Source organism: Actinomadura harenae, from assembly GCF_003696215.1.
GTDB lineage: Bacteria > Actinomycetota > Actinomycetes > Streptosporangiales > Streptosporangiaceae > Spirillospora > Spirillospora harenae.
Window position 1 is genome coordinate 1 of record NZ_RFFG01000216.1, and the last position, 4977, is coordinate 4977.

4 protein-coding genes are annotated in these 4977 nt (G+C 67.3%); all 4 read right to left on the reverse strand.

The genetic code is table 11. The features are described 5' to 3' along the window. Positions 1-88 precede the first annotated feature (88 nt). From EBO15_RS42615 to EBO15_RS42630, 4 genes are read right to left on the reverse strand one after another with little or no spacing between them, the layout of a single operon-like run. Positions 89-928, reverse strand: coding sequence for a TniQ family protein (locus tag EBO15_RS42615; protein WP_122200117.1), 840 nt, complete (start codon positions 926-928; stop codon positions 89-91). Continuing rightward, positions 925-1995, reverse strand: a complete 1071-nt coding sequence (locus tag EBO15_RS42620; RefSeq protein WP_233616858.1) for an ATP-binding protein — start codon at positions 1993-1995, stop codon at positions 925-927. Before EBO15_RS42620 ends, EBO15_RS42615 begins: the two co-directional genes overlap by 4 nt. After that, a complete protein-coding gene (locus EBO15_RS42625) occupies positions 1989-4070 on the reverse strand; it encodes a Mu transposase C-terminal domain-containing protein (protein WP_122200119.1) in 2082 nt (693 codons plus the stop codon). Before EBO15_RS42625 ends, EBO15_RS42620 begins: the two co-directional genes overlap by 7 nt. Further along, complete coding sequence (locus EBO15_RS42630; RefSeq protein WP_199745176.1) at positions 4063-4788, reverse strand: TnsA-like heteromeric transposase endonuclease subunit; 726 nt, start codon at positions 4786-4788, stop codon at positions 4063-4065. Before EBO15_RS42630 ends, EBO15_RS42625 begins: the two co-directional genes overlap by 8 nt. Positions 4789-4977 lie beyond the last annotated feature (189 nt).

The following is a 4977-nucleotide window of genomic DNA, read 5'->3' on the forward strand; positions in this document are numbered from 1 at the left end:
CACTGTCCCGTTCGACTGTAGGTGGCCAATGAAGAGTGGGTGACCTGCGGGGATGCCGCGATGTTTGGGACTGCGGTGTCGGGCGTTCTCACGCTATCTGGCTCTTGCGGAAGTACTGGTAGAGCGGATCTCTGATGCCTGGAGCGTTATAGGGCCTGGCGTATCGGTCTTCGAGTTCGGTCGTGGCCGCCAGGTAGGTGGTTCGGGCATCGCTTCCAGTAGGCGGGCTGAGAACGAGGGCCGTGAGGGTCACCGTGTCGGGGAAGGACGCGACCAGTTGCTGGTCCTGACTGGAGATCCCTCTGCCGGGCGGGTGGTCTCTAATGCGTTCGAGCCGGCTGTTCCAGTCGGGGGTGAGGTCGATCGGGAGCTGGGTTGTAGTCCAGCCACGAAGGATCTTCTGTGCTGAGCAGAAGGCGTCCTTGATCTCGTCGGAACGGTGCCGGTGAGCAAGGCGGGTGAGGCGGTGCTGGGCTTGGAGCACTGCTGGCAGCTTGGCGAGGGGGATGTCGATGGTGGCCCGGGTCCAGCGCTGGTGGCGGATGCAGAGGTGCTGGTGGATCGGGATGTAGGTGAACACTGAGGCGGTGCCGGCTCGTCGCCGGGCGCTGCAGCAGCGGCAGGCTCGGCCGATCAGCTGCGTCGGATGATCGCATGGCACCGCGAGGAAGCTGGCCAGGGCAGGCAGAGCTCTGGCCAGCTTCTCGACCCGTCGGCCGGTCAGGGCCGCCAGGTTGGCTGGTGACTGCGGTGTCCATCCTGAGGTGTCGTCGCTGATCGGGGAGAAGCCGATGGGTGGCGGCCCGAGTAGGGCGGCAAGGCTTCGGGCGGGGCGGTTGTTGGCCATGGCGAGGCGGTGAAGATAGGAGCCGAGTGTTTCGTTCCGGATCGGTGGTGGTGTTAGCGGTAGCCGGTGCAGGGTGGTCATGCCGCGTCGGCGCCGGGGTCCTGTCTCCTTCTGCGGTTCCTGCGCCGCTGTTCACGGGCCGTTTCGGCGTTCTGGTCGAGAGTGATGCCGTCCAAGGCCTTGCGGGTGAGGGATTCGCTGCCGTCGAGGATGGCTTCGGTGGCGGCTCCGCGGATCAGCTGGGACAGGCTGCCGATCGCTCCGTCGGTGCGTTCGTGCAGGTAGGCGTCGAGGCGGGTCAGGCTGCCGGGCTTGTGCCGATGCAGGCGCAGCGAGTCTTCCATGGTGGCGATCAGTTGCCGCCACTGCTGGCGCTGGGGGGTGGTGCCGTAGGGGAACGGCTCGGTGTCGATGAGGGTGTAGCGTCCGGCGATCTGCTGGCCGCGGACTCCGGAGAACAGGCCACTCGCGCCGACGTTGATGCCCGCCAGGACGAACGTCGCGGGGATCCGCTCGGACAGGTATTTGAGCTGGTCGGAGGCTTCTGCCCCAGCGCGGGTGGCGAGGGAGATGTTGTGTATCTCGTCGACCAAGACGAGCTCGGCCCGGAGTTTGATCAGCAGGTCGCAGACGGCGTTGGTGATGGCGGTCTGGGTGTCGCCGCGGAAGACGGGGATGCCCAGGAAGCGGGCGAACTCGATGGCGAGCATCTTGGGAGTGGCGCGGGGTGGGACGGTCACATAGACCACCGGTAGGCGTCCTGCGGCTGCGGTCGCGCCGAGGCGTTGACGGACCAGGAGTTCGTGGTTGCGGCCGAGTTGGGTGATGGCGGTGGTCTTCCCGGTTCCGGCCTGTCCGGTGACGATCAGGCCGCGGCGTCCGGAGATCTGGTGTCGGTTGAGCAGGACCAGGCGGCGGCCGGTGGTGAAGACCCGGCGAACGGTCGGGGTAGCGACGACGACCAGGCGTGCGTGGTAGTCCAGGCGGGCTTCGTCGTCGGCCTGCCGTTCCTGCTCGGTCAGCCGCTTGCGTTCTCTGGCCGGCAGCAGTCGAGGGCAGGTGGGGGTGTCGTCAACGAACCGCCCCCAGCCGTCTTTGGTGGTCAGCGGGGAGTGCTCGGGTTCTTCTTCGGCCGGTGGGGTCACCACAGGGGGTTCTCCTGTTCTTCCAGGGGGTTGAAGACGCCGAACGGCACGACGTCCTCGTCGGGCTCATTGGCGTCCGGGTGTCCCGGCTCGGTGTCGTGAGCGGGTTGAGCTGCAGGCAGGGCCAGTGGTGGGGGTGTCTGAAGCGCGGCCCAGGTGCGGGCCACTACCTGCGCTGATCCTTCGGGTGGGCTGCCTGCCCTGGTGAGCAGGCGGGCGAGTACGCGTGCGATCGCGGTCTCGTTGGTGTCATCGGCCCCTTGGTCGGCCAGGAGTTGGCGGGCGTGCCGCCAGGTGAAGTCGGCGAACGGGGAGCGGACCATGGGCAGGTGGGTCCAGGGGACCTCGATCCATTGCCGGTCGTCGCTGCGCCGTACCCAGATCCGGGTGACGTTGTAGGGGTCGTAGTGGACCTCCCACTGGTCTTGTTTGGCCTTCATCCCCGATGGCTGCCGCCGGAGCGGGTTGAGTTGCGGGTCGTCGTAGGTGCGGTAGTCGATCTTGATGCCGTAGTCGTTGATCGTCCGCCAGGTGGCGGGCAGCAACTCGATGTAGTCGGTACTCGACAACGCCACCGGTAGATATCCAGCGCGGGCCACTGCGATGGCGTAGGCCTCGTTCGGCGAGAGCGTCCGGCCTGGTAGGTAGGGGTTGCGCAGGCCGTCGTGGGCGCGGTGCTGCCAGGTGATGACCCACTCGTCCAGCAGGTCCTGCAACTGCGGCAGGGTCCAGACCGCCTCCGCGGCGGGGTCGGCGCCCCGCCGGGTCACATCAGAGCCTGTGTAGCCGGCGACGTACTGGCAGAACAGCGAGTTGATCGAGGAGAACGTCCGTTCCACGATCGCCTTGTCGGTCGGCGTCCTGGGCCGGGCCGGTTGCAGCGAGATCCCCAGCAGCTCGCAGGCCGAGGTGAAGGTGGCCGAGACGAACACTTTCCCGTGGTCGATCACGATGGTGTCGGGGATGATCACCGGCTTGGCGGCGGCCTGTTCCAGCCGCGCGTCCACCGCGAGCATCCGCTCGTGCGGCAGCACCGACGCCGCCATCGACAGCGTCTGGCTCCAGCCGGGCCGCATCGGCTCGGGCACCAGCATCCGAGCCAGCAGCACCGCCGCGTCGACCGCCTTGGTCCCCGCCGGCCTGAGCAGGGCCGCGCAGATACTCCGGGTAGCGACATCGACCGCGATGCTGAGTTCGGGACGGGCCACCACCCCGTCGTCCAACACCACCATCACATCCAGCCGCGTGGAGTCGACCTGGACGATCTCCCCAGGCCGGGACGCCATCGAGGGAGTGAATGGAGTACCCGGCCGCAGTGCCCGCGTCCGACGTGATGTCGCTGGGCCGAACGGGTCGTTGCCTCTGGCCAGAGCCTTCACCAGCCTGTAGAAGGTCGACTTCTTCGGGAGCGGCACCACTCCTTCGCCGTGCCGGGCCGCGAGGATCTGCTCGGTCTGATGCATCAGCCGTTTACCGTCCCCGGTCGACATCTGGGTCTGCCCAGCCAGCGCCTCCTTCAGCGCTTGGACCACCCGCTCATCAGCACGCCCGGTCCCGGAGACTGATGCGGGAGCCTTCCGGGCTCTGCCGTCGACCAGACCCCACAGCCCTTCGGCCTCGTAGCGCACCCGCATCCGGATCAGCGTCCGCGAGCTGGTTGGATGCCCAGCCGCCGTAAGCTCGGCGACCTTCGCGGCCTGGCGCTCCATCACCGTCCGCCAGGCCGGGTCGTACTCCGGACGCGGAACCGCGCCTTCTTCCGCATCCGACGGCAGCCCAGTGATCACCTCGACGATGTGCCGCTCCCAGAAGCGGGCCTGCTCGACCACCTGCTCCGGCAACGCGTCGACCAGCGCAAGCGGCGGCAACACCGACTCAGGGAGAACATCAGGCCCATGGTCGAGCAACTCGAAGTCAGTCGCCGCCATCACATGCCCGGCCGCGACCGCCGATACCGCCCCGTCTTCGGCGAGCAGCCGCAGCACCATGCCGTCCATGCCGACGATCTGGAACGTCCGGCCCTCAAAGCGGATCCGGTCGGCGATCCGGACGACCCCGCGAGGCACCACCTCACCCATGGCCGACCACCGCCGCACTGACCAACGAGCCGTCACCCAGCGGGGTACTCCACTCGATACGCAGATCACCACACCACACCAGGTGGTAGAGGACCGGTAGAACCGCGACCAGATCACCCACCAGCTCAGCGGTGGCCGCCAGCCCAGCAGGCTCAGCAAAGGCATCCAAGAGCCGTCGGCTCACCTCGGTCACTCGATACCGGGGATGCCGGTAGCCCGCCAGCCACCGGACGTTCGACAACAGCACCGGATCCGGCTCATGCGCCAACTGGTAGGACCAGCCCACCGCCTGGCACATCGCCTCAGTCGCCGAGAACTTCTCCGCGTCCCTCGGTTCCATCCGATCAGCCGGCCGGACATCGACCACCAGACCAGATCCGCCCTCCAGCCGTGCGAAGTAGTCCGGAGTATGCGAGACATCCCGGCGTCCATCCGGCCAGGTCAAACGGAACGGTTGCGACGACAAGCCCACCACCCGCCGGTCCGCGTCCAGCAGCATCGCCCGGTCCCGCTCCAGCCACGACTCGAACCCCACCAGGGACTCCGTGGTCGCAGCCCAGTACCACCCCGTGAAATGCCGCTGGCCGCGATAGGACGAGAACCGGCGCACGGGCCGCGCAGCCTCGAAAGCGACCTCCGACACCGACGCCAGGCCACCCCGGCGAAACCCGTTACGCTCCCCGTCGACCCACTCGACGTCGACCAAGTCCAGATCCATCGCCCATCTCCGTATCAGATCCGACACATCCGATATCAGAGCGTGACAGGGCAGCTGGTGAAACGAGCGACAAGTGATGCCGGGCTCGCCTCAAGGGGCAGGTGATCTCACCGCGAGGCCAGGTAGCCGAGAATCCGCCAAACCGAACGAGAATCGGTGAGAATCCGCCAACTCAACTGGGACGGGACA

Bases quoted from the DNA above. Each gene is read 5' to 3' on its own strand.
- EBO15_RS42615 (WP_122200117.1), bottom strand. From the start codon at position 928: ATGACCACCCTGCACCGGCTACCGCTAACACCACCACCGATCCGGAAC.
- EBO15_RS42625 (WP_122200119.1), bottom strand. From the start codon at position 4,070: ATGGGTGAGGTGGTGCCTCGCGGGGTCGTCCGGATCGCCGACCGGATC.
- EBO15_RS42630 (WP_199745176.1), bottom strand. From the start codon at position 4,788: ATGGATCTGGACTTGGTCGACGTCGAGTGGGTCGACGGGGAGCGTAAC.